13 protein-coding genes are annotated in these 22589 nt (G+C 48.6%); 6 read left to right on the top strand and 7 right to left on the bottom strand.

Features of this window, described 5'->3' with window-relative positions:
- The first annotated feature begins 105 nt into the window (after nucleotides 1–105).
- Both BQ2633_RS07720 and BQ2633_RS07715 read left to right on the top strand, forming a co-directional pair.
- Nucleotides 106–2439 carry a S8 family peptidase gene (locus BQ2633_RS07720; RefSeq protein WP_075566230.1) on the top strand — a complete coding sequence of 778 codons (2334 nt, stop codon included), beginning with the start codon at nucleotides 106–108 and terminating at the stop codon, nucleotides 2437–2439.
- A gap of 213 nt (nucleotides 2440–2652) precedes the next feature.
- Nucleotides 2653–4956: a S8 family serine peptidase gene (locus tag BQ2633_RS07715; protein ID WP_176720104.1), complete on the top strand. Its 2304-nt coding sequence runs from the start codon at nucleotides 2653–2655 to the stop codon at nucleotides 4954–4956.
- A gap of 178 nt (nucleotides 4957–5134) precedes the next feature.
- On the opposite strand, the gene BQ2633_RS07710 is transcribed toward BQ2633_RS07715, so the two are convergent.
- The 5 genes from BQ2633_RS07710 to BQ2633_RS07685 form a co-directional block, all read right to left on the bottom strand.
- Nucleotides 5135–5539 (bottom strand): hypothetical protein, encoded by a 405-nt coding sequence (locus BQ2633_RS07710; protein WP_075566226.1) that lies wholly within the window; start codon nucleotides 5537–5539, stop codon nucleotides 5135–5137.
- Nucleotides 5540–5550: 11 nt separating this feature from the next.
- The gene (locus tag BQ2633_RS11660) at nucleotides 5551–5949 is read right to left on the bottom strand and encodes a cysteine peptidase family C39 domain-containing protein (protein ID WP_428829835.1); all 399 of its coding nucleotides are present in this window, start codon (nucleotides 5947–5949) and stop codon (nucleotides 5551–5553) included.
- Between the two features lie 2 nt (nucleotides 5950–5951).
- Nucleotides 5952–7934, bottom strand: coding sequence for an outer membrane beta-barrel protein (locus BQ2633_RS07695; protein WP_141700163.1), 1983 nt, complete (start codon nucleotides 7932–7934; stop codon nucleotides 5952–5954).
- A 12-nt stretch (nucleotides 7935–7946) separates the two neighbouring features.
- A complete protein-coding gene (locus BQ2633_RS07690) occupies nucleotides 7947–8837 on the bottom strand; it encodes a hypothetical protein (protein ID WP_141700162.1) in 891 nt (296 codons plus the stop codon).
- Nucleotides 8838–8917: 80 nt separating this feature from the next.
- Nucleotides 8918–9199 (bottom strand): hypothetical protein, encoded by a 282-nt coding sequence (locus BQ2633_RS07685; RefSeq protein ID WP_075566222.1) that lies wholly within the window; start codon nucleotides 9197–9199, stop codon nucleotides 8918–8920.
- Nucleotides 9200–10789: 1590 nt separating this feature from the next.
- On the opposite strand from BQ2633_RS07685, the gene BQ2633_RS07675 reads away from it, so the two are divergent.
- Together BQ2633_RS07675 and BQ2633_RS07670 are read left to right on the top strand one after the other, a co-directional pair.
- The gene (locus BQ2633_RS07675; protein ID WP_083233995.1) at nucleotides 10790–12586 is read left to right on the top strand and encodes a BspA family leucine-rich repeat surface protein; all 1797 of its coding nucleotides are present in this window, start codon (nucleotides 10790–10792) and stop codon (nucleotides 12584–12586) included.
- A 539-nt stretch (nucleotides 12587–13125) separates the two neighbouring features.
- Nucleotides 13126–14553 carry an alkaline phosphatase gene (locus BQ2633_RS07670; protein WP_075567295.1) on the top strand — a complete coding sequence of 476 codons (1428 nt, stop codon included), beginning with the start codon at nucleotides 13126–13128 and terminating at the stop codon, nucleotides 14551–14553.
- 217 nt (nucleotides 14554–14770) lie between these two features.
- Here BQ2633_RS07670 and ndk read toward each other — a convergent pair whose 3' ends face one another.
- A complete protein-coding gene (gene ndk, locus BQ2633_RS07665; RefSeq protein ID WP_075566218.1) occupies nucleotides 14771–15238 on the bottom strand; it encodes a nucleoside-diphosphate kinase in 468 nt (155 codons plus the stop codon).
- A 365-nt stretch (nucleotides 15239–15603) separates the two neighbouring features.
- Between ndk and BQ2633_RS07660 the strand changes: the two genes are divergently transcribed.
- Together BQ2633_RS07660 and feoB are read left to right on the top strand one after the other, a co-directional pair.
- Nucleotides 15604–16656 (top strand): metal-dependent transcriptional regulator, encoded by a 1053-nt coding sequence (locus BQ2633_RS07660; protein ID WP_346048405.1) that lies wholly within the window; start codon nucleotides 15604–15606, stop codon nucleotides 16654–16656.
- Between the two features lie 170 nt (nucleotides 16657–16826).
- The gene (gene feoB, locus BQ2633_RS07655) at nucleotides 16827–18983 is read left to right on the top strand and encodes a ferrous iron transport protein B (protein ID WP_075566214.1); all 2157 of its coding nucleotides are present in this window, start codon (nucleotides 16827–16829) and stop codon (nucleotides 18981–18983) included.
- A gap of 251 nt (nucleotides 18984–19234) precedes the next feature.
- Here the strand turns inward: feoB and BQ2633_RS07650 are convergent, their stop codons facing one another.
- Nucleotides 19235–22543 carry a glycoside hydrolase family 84 protein gene (locus BQ2633_RS07650; RefSeq protein WP_083233994.1) on the bottom strand — a complete coding sequence of 1103 codons (3309 nt, stop codon included), beginning with the start codon at nucleotides 22541–22543 and terminating at the stop codon, nucleotides 19235–19237.
- Nucleotides 22544–22589: the final 46 nt, after the last annotated feature.

Raw genomic sequence — 22589 nt, 5'->3', positions numbered from 1 at the left:
CGCGCCTCCTTCTTGTTCTCACCACACATCGTCTAAGGTGCAAAAGGGGCAGATGCTCACTTAAGTAGCCCTCTTTTGCGCCTTTTTTTTCCAATACCATCTTGCATGAAGCGTTCGTTACCCTTAATCAGCAGCCTTCTTCTAGCCTCCGCGCTTGCTGTCTCTGCACGCATCTTTGTTCCTGCCCCAGCTACCACGCCCACCCGTGGTGCAGTGGTCAACAGTCCTTCTTCATTCATTGCTCCTTACGAGGCACTGCCCAAACTCGATGCCACACTCACCCTCCTGGCAAATGGCTATCAGCAGGCAACGCAATTCATAGCCACTCGTGGAGCCACCCAAGTAGACAGTGCTTCCCTGCAGCAAACCACCCCCGATGGCACCTTCCAGTTGCTCAACACCGTAGCGTTCAATATCCAAACCACAGAGAACAAAGCTGAAGCTGTGGCACAGCAAATCCAACAACTCGGTGGTACTGCTCGTGTCATCACCGAAAACTTCCTTTTGGTGGAAATCCCCATTGCCCAACTTCAAACCCTATCGCAACTGGCGGACGTGGTGGAGATGGCGATGCCTCAGCGTGCATATCCCTTCTTGAAAGAAGCACGTAGCATGTCGCACGTAGACGAAGTGCATGCAGGCAAAGAACTCTACACTCCCTTCAGAGGAAAAGACGTCATCATCGCCGTCATCGACCAGAGTTTTGAGTTCCGTCACGCTGCCTTTCTCGACAAAGACGGCAACTCCCGTGTGAAATGGCTTTGGGACCGCTCAGGCTATTCCACCCAAGCCACTTCCAACCGTTCCAAATCTGCCACACAAAAAGTCCCTGTAGGTACTGACTTGCAAGACCATGGGGCTGGAGGTCACGGCACCCACACCACTGGCATCGCTGCTGGTAGCGATGTGGGCAACGGACAATATGGCGTAGCCCCCGAAGCCGACATCATCATGATTCCTTCCACCTTCCTCGACACAGAAGTTTTGGAAGATGTGCGTTTCGTGCGCACCCAAGCGAAGAAAGCCCAAAAGCCTTGGGTGGTCAACATGAGTTTTGGCTCACAAGAGGGACCACATGATGGATCTACAGGCTATGACCAAAATATGTCACTGGTAGGTAAAAACAAAGGTGGCATCCTTGTCGCATCAGCAGGCAATGATGGCGACCGAAATATCCACATGAAGCGCAACATCGCTGTCGGCGATTCCTGCTTCATCCTCTTTGACTACTTAGAATACGATAAACTCACCGACGATCAGAAGAAGTCAAAGACTTTCACCTTCGACCTTTGGTCGCAAAGCACCGACAAGGTAGACCGCATCGAAGTCACCCCCTTCCTTTTCATCAACAACAAAGTGGTGTATAAGGATGCAAGCTATTGGAAAAGTCATGCTTGGTTTCATGATGGGCAAAGCAAATTTACGCACAAATACCAAAGCAAGTTTTGGATCAAGTTGCCTCAAGTCCGCATGGAAGAAAACGATGCCACCATCCTCTTCGGTCTGAGATTGAAGAATATCTCAAAAGACCAAGCTGAACTGGTGCACGGTTGGGTGTCACAGAATGGAGCTTACATCACAAAGACGCTCCCCAAGGTCGCCAATAGCCGCATAGTCAAAGGCGACAACGACTACACCGTGGCTGATGCCGGTGGTAACATTCCTGCAGCCATCACCGTAGGCGCCTACACTAGTCGCAACACGCACACCAATAAGATTACCAAGAAGAGCTTCAATTTTCCTGACGCCATCGGCAAGCGTAGCTATTTCTCTAGCATGGGTCCTGTGCTCAATGACAAGGTGAAAAAGCCCACCGTACTCGGCCCTGGTGCACAAGTGTGCAGTGCGATGAACAAGCTTCATCCTGGTTTTGATGAAACCTTTTGGTTGATGTCTGAAAAGGTGAAGGTCAATGGCGAAGACTACTACTATGCCGATATGCAAGGCACTTCCATGTCAGCTCCCTTCGTGTCGGGCGTGATAGCGCTGTGGTTGGAGGCTAATCCCAACTTGGATCATAATGACATTGAAGAAATCATCGACAAGACTTCCTATAAAATTAGCAAGGGCTCTATCAACAACTGGACCAAACAAGAAGGCTATGGCCGCATCGATGCTTACAAAGGTCTGAAGATGGCTTTGGAGATGGCAGGAAAAGATCCGCTCACCTCTATCGAACGTGTGTCGGGCTCTGCGCAGCCTGTCACCCTTCAAGGAGACGGCAGCGTGTGGAACGTGCTCTTCAACAACCCCGAACGCTCAGCCACCATTTCGTTGGTAGGCACGGATGGTCGCGTGGCTCTCCAGCGCAACCTCCAACAGGTGTCGCAAGGTCATGAAGAAACCTTCGATCTCACCACCCTCACCCCCGGAGTCTATCTCCTTCGCATCGCCACTCCGGGTGCACAAATCACCCACAAGGTGGTGGTGAATCACTAATCCCAAAAAACAAAGACTCGGACTTCAGTAACTCACATTCTGGAGCATTCTACCCTTCTTTAACCACTAAAAACTGAGAATTCGTGCGCGATATTCTCAGTTTTTTGTATATTCGCACCTCAAGTTTTTATGGGCAAGAACTATCCAACCGTCTCCTCCTCAGTCGGGGCTCATGCACATAGACACATCTTTCCACAAAACGCTGACTTCCCTATGAAAAAATATATGCTCTCGGTGCTGTTTTGCGCATTAGCACTCTCCAGCTCTGCACAGACCACCTCTACACAAGAGACGACTTCCAACACGAAACTCGACCGCTCACTCCGAGCGGTGAAGCGCCAACAAGACGCCTTCGCCCTTTCCCACCGCGCCACACGTGCTGGCGGTGCCCTCACTGCTGCCGACTCACTCGCAGCACCCACCATCAACTACAATGGCACGCGCCAATCCATCCTCGCCCCTCTCTCACTCATCATCACCACGCAGCTCAATGCTTCGACCGATGTGGCTGAGATGCTCCAACAGGCTGGACAGCACGCTACACGCATCAGCGCAACCACGGTGACTGCGCGTGTGGCTCCACAGTGGCTGACACGTCTGGCAGAAGATCAGCGCGTGGTGCAACTCACCGCTTCAAAGCGTTTGCGCCCTTTTCTCCAAAAGGCACGCGCTGCCACCGGCGTGGACCGCGTGCACCAAAAAGATAATCTCTACACTCCCTTCACCGGAAAAGGAGTCATCGTGGGCGTCATCGACCAGAGTTTTGAGTTCAAACACATGGGCTTCTTGGATGAAAACGGCAAGTCGCGCATCAAAATGCTTTGGGATCGCTCCAAAGACATTGAGAAAGACATCCAGAGCAAGGCAGCTCCCATTCTCGATGTGGATGTCAGCAAACAGACCCACGACACCTACGACTCTGGCAGCGGACACGGCACCCACGTCACCAACATCGCCGTAGGTTCAAAGCACGACAACAACCCTTATTATGGAGTTGCTCCCAATGCCGACATCATCATGGTCCCCTCTTCCTTCGCGCAAGATGAGATTATCGAAGATGTGCAAAAGATCAAGGAATATGCCGAAAAACAGCATCAACCTTGGGTGGTGAACATGAGTTTAGGTAGCGTCATTGGTCCGCACGATGGTAGCACCGACTACGACCAAGCGATGGACAAAATGGCGCGTGACAAAGGTGGCATCATCACCGCTGCCATGGGCAACGAAGGAGATTTGTTGCTCCATGCTTCCTCCACCTTCCAACCTGGCGAGACGAAATTCCTCTTTGTGGACTACACTAAAGACCCAGACGGTGAGGAAGATGACCTCACCTACATCGATTTTTGGGGATTCGACAAGACCACCAAAGAGCAGTTCACTGTCACCCCTATCTTGGCGCTCACCAAAAACGGCAATAACAACCAAGATGCAGTGCCTCAAATTAGCAGACGCACTACCACTTTCTGGAAAAAATATCTCGAAGAAGGGGAAATCTTTAGCGAAATCGCTGCCAACAACAACCGAGAAAACCACTATCTTGCTGTAAAGATCAACAAACTCTTGGCAGACATAGGCAAGAACTATGACGATGTGGTCTTTGGTCTGGAGATAACCGCCAAAAAGACCAACGCTTCTGCTGCCACACTCCACGGCTGGATCTATGCCGATGCCCCCAATTCAGCAGAGTTCACCAAACTCGCCACCAATGCTACTCACGAGAGCATCAAACCCGACAATCTCTACATCGTGGGCGAAGGCGCAGCCTCCATACCCTCTTCCATTGCAGTGGGAAGTTTCACCACCCACGTGCTCAACAAGAAGAAATCGAAAGAGAAAGAAGGCTCGCGCAGCACCTTCTCCTCCAATGGTCCTTGGCTCAATGCCAACTACACGAAGCCTGCCGTGCTGGCTCCAGGGTCTTACCTCTTGAGTGCAATCAACCAATATGCACCCGACTTTGAAAAGAGCGATGCCAAATACACGGGAAAACTGGGCACTCGCTCCTACTACTACGGCTATATGGAAGGCACTTCTATGGCAACTCCTTTCGTGGCAGGTAGCATCGCCCTATGGCTCGAAGCCAATCCTCAACTCTCCTACACCGATGTGCTGGACATTCTCAAAGAAACGTCCAACAAGCACTTAGACATGGGGGGCAAGGAATGGACACCCACCTATGGCTATGGGCTCATCAACGTCTATGCAGGCTTGAAACTTGCGCTCAAAAAGGCTGGCAAAGATCCGCTCACCGCCATCGAGCGCGTGTCGGGCAGTGCCGCTCCAGCCACTTTCCACACCACAGCCACACAGTGGCAAGTGCTTTTCAACAACCCCGAACGCTTTGCCACCCTTGAGGTGATGTCGCTCGATGGTCGCAGCCTCTATCGCCAACAATTATCTAGCATCGCACAAGGCGACGAAGTGAACATCGACACCGACCGCTTCACGCCTGGTGTGTATGTGCTGCAAGTTTCCACTTCAGGAGCAAAAATAGCCCAAAAGATGGTGCGACAATAAGCCAATTCGTCCCTCGCTGGAGCTACTTTTACCGCTCCTTCTGGATAGTAAAATCCCGCCACTCACAGTGAGAGGCGGGATTTTCTTTTGCGACGCTAGATGAGTGGAACAACAGCCGCGTAAGCCATCGTCTTGGGTGTCATCGATAGCTCTTGGGTGTCATCGATAGCGAGAATGTTTAGGCTATAAACTTCAACCACAAGACGTAGCAACCTAAGCCAACGGCTTCCGCAACGAAGAAAGTGACCACGGCTTTGCCCAGCACCTTCGCTAGTGCACCATATTGTTGACTATTGGTCCACACCTGTCCATAGGCTTTCTCAATGAAATAAGCACTCGGCAACAGCAGCACCAAAAGAATGGAGCGTTTGAACAACAAGGCTACGGCATCGGCACAAACCCATTCTCCCTTTTGGAAACTCACCCAAAAAGTGAAAACGAGTGCCAAAAGCCCAAAGACCAAACACACTACGCGACTAGTGCCTATCGTCTCACGCTTCAAGGCAAGACGCAAAAAGTGCAACGTAGCAACTAAAGGAAGGGAGGTGAAAAACACCAGCCCTAAGACAGCAACATAATCCATTTTGTTTCGTTTTAAACCAAATCTGTCATTAGATCCTGAACAGATTTTATTGGATTGTTGAGCAGATGGTTTACCGTTAGCTCGAAGGCGTAGCGAACTACGTCGAGAACAAACGAGAAACAAGATGCCAACAAGCAAATGAAAGATAGCAGGACCCTATCTTTTCTATAACGATTAGTACTATTACGGTCTAATGACCGATTTGGGTTAATGGTCAAATGTATTCCTGAAAGGGGGCATAATGCTCTATTTAGTGCATTCCTAATGCCACTTACACTAACTTCCTCTCTTGTTAAATGAGAAAAATAGCGCAGATATGACAATGGGTATTCCTTTCCGAAATGAGAGGCAACCATTTGTATGCATGCTGGACCACAGTCCATCTGATCAAATTGTCGATAAAACTTCATTATTATTTCTTTTTGGGCATAATGTGAAAGCGATACTGCACACCGAGCATCACGTAGTGAGGCAGGGCGTTAACCCACGTTTCGGTGCGACCTTGACCATTGATGCTGTATTGCAGGTTGCTGATTTGCGAGAGCATATCAATGGCGGTGAGCTTGACTACCAAGTTGCCGCGCATCAATAGTTTGGAGAGCGAGGCGTTCCACACCCAGTGGGTCGTGTTGAGCGTAGCATCATTGTAGCCACGACGGGCATAGAAGTTCATGTCACTACCGATTTCCCAATCTTGAGGCAGGTGGAAAAGACCACTGGCTTTGGCATTGTAGTCTACAGCGTCGGTGGATGGGAAGTTACGCATATCGGAGCGACTGCGTAACCAAGAGACGCGGCCTTCCAGTCCAACACGGTTTTTGCCAAACTGGTAGGTCAAGCCTAAATGCTGCGAGAGGGTGAGGTTGCGCACCACAGAGCGCGTCATCTCATCGGTGTCGGTGGTGAAGTCTGCCGAGTTGAGATAGTAGGCCGCACTCGTGCCTTGCAGTTGGAAAGCCTCCTTCTTGCCCAAGGGAGTGGAGTATTGCAGGGAGGCATTTGCGTTCCAGTTGCCGTCAATGTTTTGCGGTGTCCACTTGGTGATGCCCGTGTTGCGCTGGTATTGGCGTGCGTAGGCAATGGCGCGATCCGTGCGTCCGTATCCCGTGCTGAAAGAGATATTGCTGTGCGTGCTGTGGTGTTGATAGGAGTAATACCCATTGACGTTGTGAGATAGTGAGCGGCGCAGGTTGGGATTGTTGGCGTAGATGTTGGTTGGGTCGCTATCGTTCACTGTCGGCAGCAGATAGTAGATGCTAGGGATGCCTTCGGAGAAAGCATAACTTATTTTGGCTTCCTTTGCACTAATGCCAGTCTTGTATCTATATTGGAGCGAGAGCGCAGGAGAGAACTCGTGTGCCCATCGAATGAGAGTAGTATCTAACTGGTGCTTCAGATAGTGCAATGACTCACAACGTACATTGCTCGCCAATTTGAGATTGACGTCATATCGTCTTTCTACGTTGATGTCGGGTTGATACACATAATCCATTTCCACTCCTGGGGAATAGGTGTCTCGTGTATAAACGGAGTGTACACTATTATTCAAATCTTGTTGCAATACCTCAGGACGAATGGCAGAAGGGGGTAAGAGTGTGGCCATCGCTCCATTGGCAAGTTGTTCGCGTAACTTCCAATAGTTGTCGTCTTGCTTATTGTATTGGCGACCATAAGTAGCACGGAATTGTACGATTCCATAGTGTCCGTTTTGAGGATTATAAGGCATCAAAGAGAGAGAGTATGCAGCTCCTCCATTGATGTTGTAGGAGGTGGAAACCCCATCTTGACGTTGGCTAAGACGATCGCCCGTGCCATCGGCATGCGTCTGAAAGTCTGAGAAACGATGCGTTGCCATGAGTGGTCGGTCTGTGTTGTGTCTGTACTCTCCATTCATTCCTATCTCGAGATTATCCCCCAAGTCGGGGAAGGAAATAGTAGCACCACCATTCAGTCTTCCAATGAACCATCCTGAGCGTCCTTCTTTCTCTTGATTAGTACTATTGAGCAGATGTTGCGCCAGGGAAGCGCGTAGACCGAGAGGAGAGTAGAGAGAGTCGAGGGATGCCAATCGGTAGTTTTCATGGATATTAGCCTTGAAGCTTGCTGTGCGCAAGAGAGAAGTGTAGTCATTGCGCAGATAGTCAATGGAGGGAGCAAGCTGAAGATACATCTGTTCTCCAAAGTGCTGCAGCGTGTGCGACGAAATCAAGTGAAATTTCTTGTCAGTCTGCTGTGAGAGTGTACGTCCAAACACGTTGCCACTGTTATAGTAGTTCACACTGCTTGTATGTTTTTCGATGTTCACATCTTCGTGGGTGAGCATAACGTTGCCAAACACCTTAGTCTTTCTCACCTTATAGAGATAGTCGAGACCACCCATCTTAAGGTCGAGCAAACCGTCTTGAGGCTATCCTCCTCCCCATTGTCCTGAGACATTGCCCGCCTGCGTGTCTTTGATATTATTGATATTGACAAAGGCCGCCAGCCGCAGGCGATCGGAGTATCCTAAACCGAAAGCCTTGCCCAAATAGCGATCGTAGGGTACGCCATAGTGAGCCTCAGCATTGCCTATCCAGCCTGTGGAGTAGGCTTTCTTGAGCTGAACGTCCATCACCATATGTTCGTCTTCGTTCGGTAGCTTCTTTCCATTTGTTGCCCGACGACGAAGGTAGGCATCATTGGCTGCGCGGTCGTAGACCTTGATATTCTTCACGGTGTAAGCAGGTAGATTTTCCAGAGCTACCTTTGGTGTTCCAGCAAAGAAGTCCTCGCCATTGATCATTAGGCTCTCAATATGCTTGCCGTTCACTTTGATTTGTCCGTTTTTGAGTTCTGCACCAGGGAGCTGTGCCACCAGCGCATCGAGCATCGAACCATTGGCCAACTCAAAAGCCGCAGCATCGTAGACCAAGGTATCACCACGCATCACCATTTTAATGTGCGTAGCTTTCACTACAGCCTCGCCCAGCTTGTAGTCTTTGGCTTTGCTCATTTGGATTGTACCGATGCCCAAAGCTGAATTGCGGCGTGTGCGCACCAGAAATTGTTTCTCTGTATTTTGGTAGCCCTCTTTGCTGATTCGCAGTGTATACCACCCTGGTTTATATTCAAATTCCAAAGAGTGCACACCGCTATTGGGGTCGTGAATAGCGAATTCTTGAAATGGCACCGCAATGCTGTCTTGAAAGAATAGCGCGAACTTGGGTTGCACGATTACTTCCTCTGTTACCACCTGTCTGAGTTCAAAAGTGACGAGTGCTTTTTGCTGTGCATAGCTACTGCCAAAAATCATCCACATAACGACGATTGTTATGGAGGCTAAAGTATTAAAGTGACTTTTCATCTGACGAAAAAAATTGTTTACAAAAGCAGATATGGCTATAGAGAAGCACTCGTATATTTGGGGTTGTAGAGTCTGAACAGCAGCACCAAAAGAATGAAGCGTTTGAACAACAAGGTCACAGCATCAGCACAAACCCATTCTCCCTTTTGGAAACTCACCCAAAAGGTGAAAACGAGTGCCAAAAGTCCGAAGAGCAAACACACTACGCGACTAGTGCCTATCGTCTCACGCTTCAAGGCAAGACGCAAAAAGTGCACCGCAGCAACTAAAGGAAGGGAGGTGAAAAACACCAGCCCTAAGGCAGCAACATAATCCATACTGTTTCGTTTTAATTTTTACTACACTTTTCTAATGCAAATATAACAAAAAAAATCTTTCTACCAAATACTATCCACCTCATAAGCACCAATGCAAAGGGAGAAGTGGGTTCTCCGTCAACGATAGTCTACAAGCAACCGTCTTAGTGGAACAAAAGAACTTCTCTCTAGTGACTCTCTTACCCCAATTCGGGGTTGCTCACCCTCCTTTGTCCACCCTGCCATTGTGGTGCTTAGCAAGTCCCCTACTATATATGGGTCGATAAGGAGGGAAAGTGATAAAAAACGGCAAAAAACTGACATTTCACATTCAAATACACCAATATTTGACATCTACACATAGCAAATCAAACATGTTACACGTGTTAAGCTATGAGCAAACCAGCATTGTCTCCCTCTTCCCCCACTCATCTAGGACGACTCATTACGCGATGTCCTAAAGGCATCCACACGGCAGTGGTTTTCTCACGCGCGGGTTACACGCGCGCGCATCCCTGGACTTTTGCACTTTTTGCTTTCACAACCTTCACAGAGAAACGAAAAATCAGGACTATTTTCAACCCAAAACCGAAGACAAAAACCGCGCAAAAAAATGTCCGACACTTCCACAAAAACGTCCGAGATTCTCACAAAAACGTCGGAGGTTTTTGGAAAAACGTGGGAGATTTTCCCGAAAATGTCGGACGTTTTTCTTGAAACACTCGGAAATCCTCCCAACCCAACCAAGACACTTCGTCCTCTCAGCCACAAAAATCGAGGGAAAGAGTCCCATCTCCCTAAAACTTCCCTCCTTCCATCTACTTTTTCTATCGCAAGCACAGAAAATCCGTCAGTCATTCTCTGCCCCAAAATCCCCCATTTCAGCCCTCGATTTCCCCTTTTCAAACAGCATTCCCTTAACGTCTGCTAAAAAACACGCTTAAATCACTAGTTGCCAAATATTTACTTCCAATTCTGTGAAGGTTGTGAAAGCAAAAAGTGCAAAATCTCTGTAATGCGCGCGCGTACGCGAGGGAAGAAGGAGTGATTACACATAAATTAATAGTTGTTTTTGCACTACATTTTGGAAGCTATCACTAGATTCACTACCTTTGCTATATCTAATAAGAATCCCCATCATTTCTTTGATGGACATAGCTACCTAAGGGTAGCTTTTTTCATACTACAATGAACGAACGTGTGACATTTATGTAGGTCGTTTCAATTTCTATTATGGACAAAGGTTTAGGAAAAGGATGAAAAATACACCATTTCAGAGGAATGGGATAAGAAAAAAAACATTAACAACCTAATTCAAGGGAGAAATAAGTTTGTTCAACCCATGTGCACTTTAATGACCGATTTGGGATTATCCGCGCAAAAAACAGAGTTTTGCAAAAAATATTGTAACTTTGTCGCATAAATCCTCATCATCAGTATGTGTAGATTCGAATACGCTGTAAACAGACTATTCTTTTCTGCTCATTCCTATCAATGATTGGGTAGAATTTACATTCTATCTTTCACCACAAGTTACCAGTTTAGAACTCCTCGTTATCCTTTTCTCGGTTAGCGTGAGGAAGAATGTGGAGAAACAAAAAGTCTCGCCTTATGACAAAAGCTCTTTTTCATCTTCGACAGTTCCGTCTACTGCTCCTAGTCCTGCTGTGCGCATTGTTTTCTCTTCCGCTCAGTGCGCAAGAAGCCTATGTCGCGGAGAGCGAAGGTGGAAGCACCCTCACTTTTTACTATGATAACAACCGCAGTTCGAGAAATGGTAAAACTTGGGGTATTGATGAGAAGTCAAGTAGTTCAAAACCTGTCTGGGCTGGAACATATGAACACCCTAATGGTGTGGTCACCAAAGTAGTATTTGATGATTCTTTCAAGAATTACCGCCCTATAACTACAAATTATTGGTTTTATTATTTCTCATCCCTCACGACTATTGAAGGACTTGAAAACCTCAACACCTCTGCGGTGACGGATATGGGTGGGATGTTCTTTGGTTGCTCTAATTTGACATCTCTGAATCTTTCCAACTTCAACACCTCTGTGGTGACGGATATGCGTTGGATGTTTAAGGGTTGCTCTAGTTTGACGTCTCTGAATCTTTCCAACTTCAATACCTCTAAGGTGACGAATATGTATGGGATGTTCTCTGGTTGCTCTAGTTTGACGTTTCTGAATATTTCTAAATTCAACACCTCTGCGGTGACGAATATGTATGGGATGTTCTCTGATTGCTTTGGTTTGACGTCTCTGAACCTCTCCAACTTCAACACCTCTGCAGTGACAGATATGAGTGAGATGTTTGTAGGTTGCTCTAAATTGACATCTCTGAATCTCTCCAATTTCAACACCTCTGCGGTGACGTATATGAATGGGATGTTTAAAGATTGCTCTGGTTTGAAGGAACTCAATGTTTCCAATTTCAACACCTCTGCGGTAACAAATATGAGCTGGATGTTCAAAAATTGCTCTGGTTTGACGTCTCTCAACGTTTCCAACTTCAACACCTCTAAGGTGACGAGTATGAGGAACATGTTCTCTGGTTGCTCTGGTTTGAAGGAACTCAACGTTTCCAATTTCAACACCTCTGCAGTGACAGATATGAGTGGGATGTTTGAGGATTGTCGGTATTTGAAAGAACTCAATGTTTCCAATTTCAACACCTCTGCGGTAACAAATATGATTGCGATGTTCTCTGGTTGTCCTGGTTTGAAAGAACTCAACGTTTCCAACTTCAATACCTCTAAGGTTACTAATATGAGGTCTATGTTCTATGATTGCTCTAGTTTGACATCTCTGAACCTCTCCAACTTCAACACCTCTAAGGTGACGAGTATGTGGAACATGTTCTTTGGTTGTTCTGGTTTGACCTCTCTCAACGTTTCCAATTTCAACACCTCTGCGGTGACGGATATGGGCGGGATATTCTATGGTTGCACTGGTTTGACATCTCTGAATCTCTCCAACTTCAACACCTCTGCGGTGACGAATATGGGTTTGATGTTCTCTGGTTGTTCTGGTTTGACATCTTTGAATCTTTCCAAATTCAACACCTCTGCGGTGGCGTATATGTACGAGATGTTTAGAGATTGCTCTGGTTTGAAGACAATAATCAACACCCAAACATGGCAATGTGAGAAGTCGCAAGATATGTTTAAAGGTTGCACACAACTGAAAGGTGCGGTGAAATACGACGAAAGCAAGGTGGACGCCACGATGGCGAATCCCACAACGGGATATTTCTCTCAGAAGATGCCAAGTGCTATAGGGCGAGTGGTCTTTGATGACAACAATGCCACACAGATATACAACCTTCAAGGGAAGCGCGTGAATGCCAACCAACGACATCTCCCCCTGCTGGTTTCTACATTGTCAATGGAAAGAAGGTTTATCTAAACGAGAAACCTTAACATTGTCTGGAGAAATGCTGACAAATCTGAGCTTGGTCTTGGTGACGCATCTTTCTGTGTCTATAAATTCAAAGTTTAGCTTCGTTCTGGGGGATTACACCGACAAAAAGGTGACAATGATACAGAAGAAAATCAATCATAGAAACTCAATTTTGAAACACCCCAAAAGAGTTCTATAAAAGTTTGTTGTAGTTTTGCACTTGCTGATTGACTCTACGTGTTACTTTCTTGCTTGATTGCTTGGAGATTTAACCCCAATCGGTCATTAGACCGTTATAGTGCAGTTCGTTAGTTTCTAATAAGAAAAGCGTACTTTTGCCACATTGATGGCTTGCTCGCGATTCAGCGCGGATTGTATTTCCGCTCCCCTGTTTCGCTGAGCAAGTCATCCTTCTTATATACCTTCACTTTGTCAGAAAGACACACCCCACCAAATTCCTACACACAAAATAACCTATCTACTTCGTCGATTTGGCAGAAAATGGTAACTTTGCCCTTACGGACTTCACAAACATAGATTCTGATATGAAAAGAACTCTCCTTTCCCTAGCACTTGGCGTGGTGTTTTGCGCGAGTGCTTGGGCGCAAAATGCACCCAAATATGTGTTTTATTTCATTGGTGACGGCATGGGCGTCAACCAAGTGAATGCTGCCGAAACCTTTGGAGCTGCCCTCGAAGGGAGCATTGGTATCAAACCTCTGATTTTCCCTTCTTTTCCTCACGTGGCTTTGGTAAACACGCAAAGTGCGAGCCACGGCATCACGGATTCCGCAGCTGGTGGTACGGCACTTGCCACTGGACGCAAAACTTACAACAACGCAGTTGGCGTACTCACCGATAGCATCACCCCCGTGACTTCGATTGCAGTATGGGCGAAAGAAGCAGGCGCAGCCGTGGGCATCGCCACGAGTGTGAGCGTGGACCACGCCACTCCTGCCTGTTTCTATGCTCACCAAAAGCACCGCAAGATGTATGCTGAAATCGGCCGCGACCTCGTGGCTTCCAACTTTGACTTCTTTGCAGGGAGTGACTTCTTGAAACCTGCTCCCCTTCACGAAGGCGAAGCTGACCTCTACGACCAAGCTCGCGCCAAGGGCTTCACCATTGCCAATGGATACAAGGAATTTGCGAAACAATATCGCAAAGCCGACCGCATGATTCTCTTGCAAAACAAAGAAAATAATGCGCGCGACAATGCCTCTATCCCTTATGCACTCGACCGCAAAAAGGGCGATTTGACTTTGGCAGACATCACGCGCGCCACGATTGCTTTCTTGCAAAAGAAAAATCCTGAGAAGTTTTTCTGCATGATTGAAGCTGGCAAGATAGACTGGGCTTGTCACAACAACGACGCTGCGCCTATGGTGCGCGAGGTGATTGACGCTGACGAAGCCATTCGCGTGGCTTACGAGTTTTATCGCCAACACCCCGAAGAAACACTCATCCTGATCACGGCTGACCACGAAACGGGTGGTATCACCTTGGGCAATGGCGGCTACAATCTGAACCTCGCTGCTTTGGCAAATCAAAAGAAGAGCAGCTATCTCTACACCACTCGTTTGAAGGAGCTCCACAAGCGCATGGGCAATAAGTTTACTTGGGACTTTGTGCGCCGTGACCTCCAAGACTACTTCGGATTTGGCAAAAGCATCAAACTCACAGCTGAAGAAGAAAAGACGCTGCACGATGCCTTCGACAACTTGATGTCGGGCAAAGACAAAGGTTTCCAAAGTTTATATGCTTCAGAGAGTGGACTTTCATCGGCAGCCAAACAGATTGTGAGCAAGAATGCACGCATCGGTTGGACCACTTTGGGACACACCGATGGCTATGTGCCTGTCTTCGCCATTGGTGCTGGTGCGGAGGCTTTCCATGGTCGCATCGACAACACGGAAATTCCTAAAACCATCGCTCGTTTGGCAGGGTATACTATGCCCGAAGATTTGAAATAACAGGGTTCTGTCTAATAAAGGGCAAACTGCTGCGTTATTTTCGATATTCAGCTTTGGTCACGTACTTGGAGTACGCTCCCTTCAGCCTCAACCTCAATGCCTTGCATTTTATCCCTTTATTAAACACATCCTATTGATTGCATAGAGCCCAAAAAAGCGTCCGCATCAGAGTAAACTCTGGTGCGGACGTTGTTTTTAGAATAGAGCAGATGGAAATCTAAAACTCATCATTGGCATAGAGGAAATCGAAAGTGGCAGGACGATACTCAAAAATCTCTTCATCGCGGAAGAAACGTTTGAGTTCGATGGCTGCTGTCTCGAGACTGTCACTGGCGTGCACAATGTTTTCTTGGAACGACATGCTGTAATCACCACGGATGGTGCCTGCAGGAGCTTTGCGACCGGTGGTAGGACCGGTGATGGTGCGCACGGCTTCCACTGCGCCAACGCCTTCGAGCGCAATAGCAACTACGGGGGTGACCATCATGCTGTCCTTGACGCGTTGGAAGAACTCTTTGCCAGCTAAGTGGGCATAATGCTCTGAGAGCACCTCATCGGTGAGTTGCATCATCTTGAGACCGCATACGCGCAAACCTTTTTTTTCAAAACGAGAGAGGATTTCTCCCATGAGTGCACGCTGCACAGTGCAGGGTTTGAGGAGAACTAATGTCTTTTCGAGTGCCATATTTCTGTGGTTTTTATGGTAAATGGATTTATGGGTAGGAAACAAATTCCGCTTTCTAGCAGAGGCACACACTCAGGTGCGCATGCCCTTGAAAGGTGGTGGACGCTCCTTCCATGATTATCGAGGTAAAGTTACGCCATTTTCCAGAAGTCACCAAAGATTTTGGACACAAAAATGTGGTTTATAACGAAAACACAGCAGCGAGTGAAGGGTGAAGATGCAGATATTGAAAGAGGCGAGCATTGATGTGACAAATCAACAAAGCCCCGTCTATCGAGGTATAGATAACTTTTATCAGAAATCGTGAGGAGAGCTACAGAAATTATTGTATCTTTGCTTGTTAATGATTCATGTTCTCGACATTTATGGCAACACTACTACATAAATTTTGGGCACGCTGCCAGCAGGCATGGCGCGTATTGCGTGGCAGTTTAGGACGTCCTTCTCCCAAAATGCGCGAGATTCGTCGCACCGAAGCTGGAGAAGACTTCTTGAAATATGTCTGCGATGCAGGAGGAAGCCTTCCGCGCAGAAAGATGGCGAAGGCAATGCGTCGCCTCAACCTCGACGAAGCTACACTTGCCTCAGCAATCGGCCGATTGGCACTCGATGGCATGCTCACCGTGGGCGAGCAATTCACACTCACCCCAAAAGGTAGAGAAGCAGCGCTGAAGTTGATTCGTGCCCACCGCATCTACGAACAATATCTTGCGGAACACTCTGGCTATGCCCCCACCGAGTGGCACCAACGTGCGCACCGCATGGAGCACCACATCAGTAAGGATGAACAAGAACGCTATGTTTCGCTCTTGGGCAATCCACTCTATGACCCCCATGGTGACCCCATTCCCACGGACTCTCTGGCGATGGCACCTGCACGCCACACAGCGCAGTCGCCACTTCCCAACACATATTGGCGCATTGCTCACGTGGAAGACGACGATGAAGACATTTTTCAACGCATCCTTCAAACAGGATTGGCGAAAGATGCAGTGATTCATGTGCTCTCGATCAATGGAAAACATTTTTCGTTCCGCTATGAAGGCGAAGCGTTTCAACTTCCCACCAAGACTTTAGGCGCGCTCGACTTGCTCCCACTCACCGAAGAGGAAGCTCTTGCGGAATCGCCTCTCGAGACCTTCCGTTTGTATCATTTGAAACTTCACCAAAAGGCACGTATCGTTGGACTTTCTCCTGCTTGTCGCGGAGCGCTGCGCCGCCGCCTCCTCGATTTAGGTTTTGTGCGCGGCAGTCGGGTGGCAGTGGCGATGCACAGTCCGATGGGTAACCCCACAGCTTATGTGGTGCGCGGCACGACCATTGCCCTGCGCCAAGACCAAGCGCGCTACATTCTGGCGGTGCCTGCCTCTAGCGAGGGGACACAAAAGAACGAGCAAAGCTCTAAATCTAAAGTCTAAAATCTAGACTCTAACGTCTAAATAGCTCGATCCACCTCTAAGTGTAGAGCAAAAAGGGATGATTCTAAGCACAATAGTATGAACAAAGCTCTAACATCTAAGCTCTAATGTCTAACGTCTACCCTCTAACGTCTATTGTCTACCCTCTAACGTCTAATGTCTAGCCTCTAATGTCTAATAAATCCCTCCCTTCTCATTGTGCTGTCTGTCCGCAAGCCACGCTCCATACCTTGGTGCGAAAAGGCGAAACGGAGCATGACGAAGCACAACACGTCATCGCTCTCGCTGGAAATCCTAACACCGGCAAGAGCACGGTCTTCAATGCACTCACGGGATTGAAGCAACACACGGGCAACTGGCCCGGAAAAACAGTGGGTAAGGCGGAAGGTTTCTTTGAATATGAAGGAGAAACTTACCGCATTGTCGACTTGCCGGGTACGTATTCTCTATCCTCCACCTCTGAAGATGAAGAGATCGCACGCGATTTCATCCTCTTCGGACAACCTGATGTGACGGTGATGGTGGCAGATGCCACACGACTGGAGCGCAACATGAATATGATTCTCCAAGTGCTCCAAATCACCGACCGCGCTGTGCTCTGCGTGAACTTGATCGACGAAGCCAGACGCAACAAAATTGAGCTGAATCTAAAAGCCCTCTCGCGCCGATTGGGCATTCCTGTGGTAGGAGCTTCAGCACGCTCCGGACAAGGTTTGGCAGAACTGCTTCTCGCTATCAAAGAAGTGGTGGATGGTAAGTTTGTGTGCCAGCCTTATCGCAATTTTTCGCTTCCTAAAGACACGAAAGAGAAGGTGGCACGCCTCACCACTGCCATCGAAGCGGAGCATCCTCACCTGAACAATGCGGAGTGGATTGCCTTTCGTTTGATAGAGCGCGACCCTAGTGTGCAACAACAGTTTGCAACTCCCGAACTCTCTGCGCTTGCTGAGGAGATTCACCTCAACATCGGACACAACTTTCACGACCAGTGGATGGAAGACATCTACATTCAAGCAGAACGCATCTGTTCGGAGGTGGTGACTCAACCTGGAGAAGGCGGACAGTTGCCCCTTGACGTGAAGTTAGATCGCATCCTCACCCACCGCTTTTGGGGATTCCCCATTATGATAGCTTTGCTGAGTGGTGTATTTTGGCTCACTATTGTGGGGGCAAACTACCCTTCTTCATGGCTCGATTCGCTTCTTGTGGGCTGGGGGCATCCCTTCTTGCGACATCTGTTTGAAATGGCTGGTTCTCCAGAATGGCTCACAGGTTTTGTGGTGGATGGTGTCTACCTTTCCATGGCTTGGGTGGTGTCGGTGATGCTGCCACCGATGGCGATTTTCTTCCCCCTTTTCACCCTTTTAGAAGACTTCGGCTATCTCCCTCGTGTGGCGTTCAATCTCGATGAACTTTTCCGTCGCTCTGGTGCACACGGCAAACAAGCACTGACGATGAGCATGGGTTTCGGTTGCAACGCTGCTGGAGTGGTGTCTACACGCATCATTGACAGTAACCGCGAACGACTCATTGCCATTATCACCAACAACTTCTCGCTTTGCAACGGACGGTGGCCGACGCAAATACTTTTGGCGACGTTGTTTGTGGGCGCAGCCGTTCCCAAAGAATATAGCAGCGTTGTGGCGATTGCAGCCGTGATGTTTGTGGTATTACTGGGAGTAGCCTTCATGTTTGGCAGTTCGTGGCTCCTCTCCCGCACGGTGCTGCGTGGTGAGGTTTCGACCTTCCACCTCGAACTTCCGCCTTATCGTCCGCCTCAATTCTGGCGCACGCTCTACACATCGCTCATCGATCGCACCCTCATTGTGCTGTGGCGCGCGGTCGTATTTGCTGCTCCAGCTGGCGGTGTGATTTGGTTGTGCTGCAACATCACGATTGGAGGCGAAAGCATAGCGCAATATCTCATCACATTCCTCGAAGTTCCAGGTTGGTTGATGGGACTCAATGGTATTATTCTCCTCGCCTACATCCTAGCCATTCCGGCTAATGAGATTGTGATACCTACGATTCTCATGCTCACCGTGCTGGTGCTCGGACAAGATGGCGCAAGCGCTGGTGTATTGATGGAAGGCGGTGATGCAGAAACCTATCGCATCCTCACCGCTGGCGGATGGACACTCCTCACTGCGGTGAATCTCATGCTCTTCTGTCTGTTGCACCATCCTTGCAGTACGACGATTTACACCATCTACAAGGAGACCCGAAGTGTGCGCTGGACCACCCTTTCCGTAGTCCTCCCCATTGCGCTCGGTGTTTTGGTGACCGTGCTTGTAGCCGCTGTGTGGCGCGCAGTGGGAGGGATGTAATGCTCTTCTTTGTCGCAGGAAAAACGCTTATACTGAGTATTGCTACAATCTCTCATACGAAGGATTTCTACAAACTATCAACTGAGTATTGCTACAATCTCTCTAACTGAGTATTGTTACAAAAGAAGCTCGTGTCAATCTCTAAGGATTGACACGAGCTTTTATCATGTACAGAGTGGAGTTTCTCTATCAAACCTCACGAGCAACATTCAGTGATGCGGAGGGAGAACTACACTCAGTCCATCGGATGCTTAGTATTGTTGCAACACTTGGATGCGCTGTCCGTTGACAATGTAGATTCCAGCAGGAAGTCCGAGCGTACTGCCATCGGTGCGGCGCACACGTCCTTGCAAATCGTAGACCTTGCCTTGTTGCTGTTGAGACTGTTGCAGCAACTTACGGAGGGAAGTGAGTGTTGTAGTCGCGTGATCATCGACAACGGCTTGGATTTGGTAAATTTGTGGAACATTCTTGCCTTCCCACTGCACGATCAACTGCGTAGCCTTGGGATGATTCGCCAAATCTACTTGTGTCACACCAGTGCTGAGGGGAGCTAGTGCGATGGTGTTGCCATTTTCCACAATGGATAGTTGTGGAGCAGCCCCTTCCCAACTTGCAGCATCCCAATAAATCGAGAGGGATTTAGGACGGAAGAAGTCGTCGATTTTGTAGTTCACTTGGTTGCCACTCACATTTTTCAAAGGTGTGCGCCCCTGACCATCCACCAACTGTGGCTGACCATTCTGCTGATTGTCCACTACAGTAGGGGCGAATTGTTGGGCATAATGCTGGGTATTTACCAAGATTTCAGAGAGACGCAGCCACTTATTCGTCAGAGGTTGCGTCACCACCAAACGAACATACTGCGCAGTGATGGGAGTTTTGGCGACAAAATCCACGGCATAGAGGTCTTCGTCCAACTTCTGTCGGCGTGCTGGGCTACTCTGTGTGCTAGAAGTACCTTTCACCATCAAGGATTGCCATTTCTTGCCATCGGCACTCACTTCTACCTTACCACCTTTGAGTTCGTCACCATTGGTGGCTTTAAAGCAAATGCGCACATCTTGCACCTCCTCAGCCTTAGCGAGAGTGACCATGTAGGTGTCGCCATTGGCTTGGTTCTTCTTTCCAGCAAAGAAGGTGTGGATGTCGCCATCAATCAATGCAACTTTGCCCTTGTTGCTACCATCACCCAACACTTCCGTAGGTACAGAAATGTCTTTAAGAGTGGTGGGTTGTGGCAGTTTCAGCGAGAAATTCTGTTCTCCGAGCTGAAGCGTTTGAGGAGTTTCCGAATTGTTGTAGAAAGCCACGTGCTTCACAAACATTTCATTGGGGAGGGTAGCCGATTGCAAACGTGTCCAATTCACCCCATCTTCGCTTACCTGCACGCTCCACTGCTTGAGCAGAGTCTCATCCACCTGCAAAGCAGTAGGTTTGAAAGCCGTGGCAAAGCTCATCGCTACATAGTCTTTGGGTTGGAGTTCTTGATGATTCACCACGAGATAAGCATGTTGTGCATCAAGATGTCCCTTTGCTGTCACAGTCGAAGCACTAGTTTGCACCACAAAAGGTGCCTTCTCTCCGAAAGGTTGCGCTCCCAAAGCCGTATTTTGCAACACGCCCAAGAAGGGGAAGAAGGATTTGTGCGAGCAGTTGGCTTGTCGGTGCGACACATTCACTCCGCTACCCAAACCTTCCAATGCAGCGGCATCAAAACGCTTGTCTGTTTCCAGAGAAGCATAGGCTTTTGTGGCTTGCACGAAGGACGCCCAACCTTGTGCCACATCATTCTGCTTTTGAGTTTGCACAAATTGTTGTGCCGCAGCCACCATCGTTTGCAATTTCAGCAACCAGGGTGCAATCTCTGTGTAGAGCAATTGCTCGTCTTCGTTGGCAGAAGTCTTGCACTGCGCCACCACCTCAATGTTTTGTTGCAAGTCGGTGAGCAACTTCTCGAAGGCAGCACGATTGCCGCTCTTATATTGCTCCACCGCCTTCGCCATATCTTCGTGATCATTCCAGCGGAGATAGGGAGAAAGGGCTTGGTAAGCCTCGCGCAACGCTGCATTTTCGGGGAAAGCATACTTAAATGCCTTCTTCCAAGAGGTCATGTTGTTAAAAGCCGCATTGTTCCACGCATAGTCCGCCACAGAGAAGAGTGCGATGCGCGACACCATGCCTTGTTGCATGGGATTGGACACCACACCGAGGCCATTTTTCAACGACTTCTCCATACGCGCATTGTTGTCCACGGCACGCATCTCCATGAAGTTGGTGTACATGTCGGAGGTATAAATCTGCTCATCGGCGTTGTCGTTGCAAGGATAGTTCCACCACCAAGCCACGGGGCGACCGAGTTCTTCGTTCATCGTTGCCAAATCGCGGCTATTGGGCACCGTCCACACACCCCATCCCGTGGTGTAGATGGTGATGTCGGAAGGCACAGCCGACAAAGCCTTGAAGAAACGCTTGCGATCGGCTTGTCCCACCCAACTCAGCGTATAAACTTGTGGCACAAAGTGCAGCGGACGCACGCGATCTTCGGGGGTGCTGCCTGTCTTGTTCCACTTCGCATCAATGGCTTTCTGCACTGCCGTCAGGTGATCCGCATTTGTTTTGCAGTCTGCTTCCGAAGTCGGCACACCCACGTCGTCCACGAAGATGGCAAACTGGCGCACGCCTAAGTCGTACATGCTCGAAAACTTCGTCATGATGCGGTTCACCACATTAGGTTGATTCACGAAAGCATTGCCAGGGTGAATCGCCCAGATGAAATTCACCTTGGTGGCTTGCGAAGTCTTCGCCAAATCCTTCACCATGTCTTGCGACATTCTGCCATATTCGAGGTCCGTTTGGGTCAACGTCTTAGGATAAGGTTGTTCCCACTTCGCAGAGTGATACATATCCGATTTCGCCCCATACATGTAGGTGTTCATCTTCAAGCGCATCATAAAGCGCATCAGCGTCTTCTTCACCGCCAGACTATAAGGATAGCCGTAGTAGCCTTCCACGAGTCCGCGGCTTTGTTGGTCGGCATAGTCGAAGAGCGTCACCGCAGGCAGTTGTTGTGTGCCGCGTTCAAAGATTTGTTCCAATGAAGCCAATCCGAAGAATGTAGCATCGCTGTGTTCACCCAGAATCACCACTTCTGCCTTGCCCTCTTGAGCATGGAGGTGCACGATGTGGCGATCATACTTGCCAGTGCGTTTGAGCACATCGCGCTTCAGTTGCAAAGATTGTGCATAGCGGTCTGCCACGCCGTCACTTCCTGCCACGCTCAAATAGAGGGTGGAATGTCCTTGGCGAGGAGCATCGGCAAAGACAACTTCTAATTTTGCCTCTTGGAGCACCTGCTTCGCACGTTCGCGTGTAGCAGCATCCACAGTGGCATCACACACCACCGTCACCGAAGGTGTGAAACTTACAACCCCTTGTCCACTTTGTTCTTGTTGTGGTTGGGGGTAGATGTCATAGACTCTTGCCCAAAGTGAGGTAGGCGCGAAAAACAGTGCGCAGCCCAACAAGCAGCAGCCCAAAACTCTTTTGAGTGTTTTCATATTCAAATAGGATATATCAATTATCTCGAACTTTTCGGGAGAAAAT

Source organism: Ihuprevotella massiliensis (genome assembly GCA_900095835.1).
Taxonomy (GTDB): domain Bacteria; phylum Bacteroidota; class Bacteroidia; order Bacteroidales; family Bacteroidaceae; genus Alloprevotella; species Alloprevotella massiliensis.
The sequence above is the reverse complement of the archived record's forward strand: the minus strand, read 5'-3'. Positions and strand labels throughout refer to the sequence as shown.

What these genes read in the sequence shown, in the direction of transcription:
- BQ2633_RS07720 (WP_075566230.1), top strand. Translation starts at nt 106, where the DNA reads ATGAAGCGTTCGTTACCCTTAATCAGCAGCCTTCTTCTAGCCTCCGCG.
- BQ2633_RS07715 (WP_176720104.1), top strand. Translation starts at nt 2,653, where the DNA reads ATGAAAAAATATATGCTCTCGGTGCTGTTTTGCGCATTAGCACTCTCC.
- BQ2633_RS07710 (WP_075566226.1), bottom strand. Translation starts at nt 5,539, where the DNA reads ATGGATTATGTTGCTGTCTTAGGGCTGGTGTTTTTCACCTCCCTTCCT.
- BQ2633_RS11660 (WP_428829835.1), bottom strand. Translation starts at nt 5,949, where the DNA reads ATGAAGTTTTATCGACAATTTGATCAGATGGACTGTGGTCCAGCATGC.
- BQ2633_RS07690 (WP_141700162.1), bottom strand. Translation starts at nt 8,837, where the DNA reads ATGTGGATGATTTTTGGCAGTAGCTATGCACAGCAAAAAGCACTCGTC.
- BQ2633_RS07685 (WP_075566222.1), bottom strand. Translation starts at nt 9,199, where the DNA reads ATGGATTATGTTGCTGCCTTAGGGCTGGTGTTTTTCACCTCCCTTCCT.
- BQ2633_RS07675 (WP_083233995.1), top strand. Translation starts at nt 10,790, where the DNA reads ATGACAAAAGCTCTTTTTCATCTTCGACAGTTCCGTCTACTGCTCCTA.
- BQ2633_RS07670 (WP_075567295.1), top strand. Translation starts at nt 13,126, where the DNA reads ATGAAAAGAACTCTCCTTTCCCTAGCACTTGGCGTGGTGTTTTGCGCG.
- ndk (WP_075566218.1), bottom strand. Translation starts at nt 15,238, where the DNA reads ATGGCACTCGAAAAGACATTAGTTCTCCTCAAACCCTGCACTGTGCAG.
- BQ2633_RS07660 (WP_346048405.1), top strand. Translation starts at nt 15,604, where the DNA reads ATGGCAACACTACTACATAAATTTTGGGCACGCTGCCAGCAGGCATGG.
- feoB (WP_075566214.1), top strand. Translation starts at nt 16,827, where the DNA reads ATGTCTAATAAATCCCTCCCTTCTCATTGTGCTGTCTGTCCGCAAGCC.
- BQ2633_RS07650 (WP_083233994.1), bottom strand. Translation starts at nt 22,543, where the DNA reads ATGAAAACACTCAAAAGAGTTTTGGGCTGCTGCTTGTTGGGCTGCGCA.